1 protein-coding gene is annotated in these 1,423 nt (G+C 47.2%); it reads right to left on the reverse strand.

All coding sequences use genetic code 11. The features are described 5' to 3' along the window. Positions 1-14 precede the first annotated feature (14 nt). A complete protein-coding gene (locus KDK17_RS04175) occupies positions 15-1,295 on the reverse strand; it encodes an IS4 family transposase (protein WP_306671223.1) in 1,281 nt (426 codons plus the stop codon). Positions 1,296-1,423 lie beyond the last annotated feature (128 nt).

The raw sequence follows: 1,423 nt of genomic DNA on the forward strand, positions 1-1,423 counted from the left end.
TCTTAGGGTAGACATTAAGCCCCACCCACAGCACAAAGACCTAATCTTGTACGCCCTGAACAACCATCTCGTGCAGGGTGTTCACGTTTCGCATTATCTGCCCAGAAGTTGAGCAGCTTCCTTGTATGTGAGAGTAGGGACTTTCCTGCATTCATAAGGGATAAAATGACATTACCAAACAGCCGGGTTCCACTTTTCATCGCCTTATGCGTCGAGATTTCTTCAATGGCTCCACTTTTATAGAGGTTCGCCTGCGCAGCATGGGCAAGATACCTTTTCAACGTCGCAACCACGAAGGACATCAGAATCAGGCTAAACACCAGTGTCGCTGATTTAGTGTTAAAACGATGCCACCCTGAATAGGACTTAATCTCTTTGAAGATAAGCTCTATTTGCCATCGTAGACGATAGGCCTGAAGTACTTCACTCAGGGTGAACTCAACCCGGTTAAGGTTGCTTACAACGAATACCCATTTCAGTTTCCTGTCATTCCAGCGGACAACAAAACGATATGGCCAGGCTTTGAATCCTGGCCATTCTACATCAAGGTCGAGGCATTGATCTTTAGGGAAGCCAGACAACACTTCCTTAAGTTTTTTCCCTTTGTAGCGATTGAGATTTTTGCCATCCTCCCGTACTGCGCTGAGTATTGTCGGGTTGATACTCTGAGGCGCCTTGCAGATAAAAGAACCCTCCCGGTCATCAATGGCAGCAAAGGATTCCAACTCAAAATAACCGGCATCAATCAGCATCAGGATATTGGCCATGGAGGTTGGCAGTGGTGGCAGACAGTCTCTTTCTGAACGGGTATCTTCAGTGAGCTGCACGCGCACCAGATTGTGGGTAAGAAGATCCATTGTCGTATGCAGTTCGACAGCAGCAGGACTGACCGTTGAGAACCTGCCGGGAAATGCTTCCTTCAGGGCATCGTAGACAGCTTGCGATGAGCCGTCATGAATCAGAATGTGCTCAAACTCTGAAAATGGACTGTCCTCATCAAACGCCATGACTTTGCGGGAAAAGACTTCCAGACATTGCACCCATAGCCAGAGGACAAGAGCAGGCATCGCGTCTTTTTTAGCTTGATTTGCCCAGGAACGATAGGAGACATTCAGACCCGTCAACTCATTAAATTTACGGTGGAGATCGGCTTGAGTATCGCAGTTTCCATCACCAGCGAGGGCATCAATCAGTGAAAGGATAAAGTCCAAGGGGCGGATATCTCGCTGTCGTATAGTAAAACCAAGCTGTTCCGCCATGCTGAGGAGTTCAGACCGGTCGAAACACGTCAGCAGTTTTTTTCAACTAGTCTACTATTTGCAGTACTCATCTTGTTCAGCCTTGATACTTTTCGCGAAGCTTTATTTTGGCTGTTCAAGGTGAGTTCTGCCGCTGGAAATGAAGCTTTTTTGAGCTTAATGTC

Origin of the sequence: Endozoicomonas sp. SESOKO2, assembly GCF_024606245.1 — a bacterium.
Taxonomy (GTDB): Bacteria; Pseudomonadota; Gammaproteobacteria; order Pseudomonadales; family Endozoicomonadaceae; genus Endozoicomonas_A.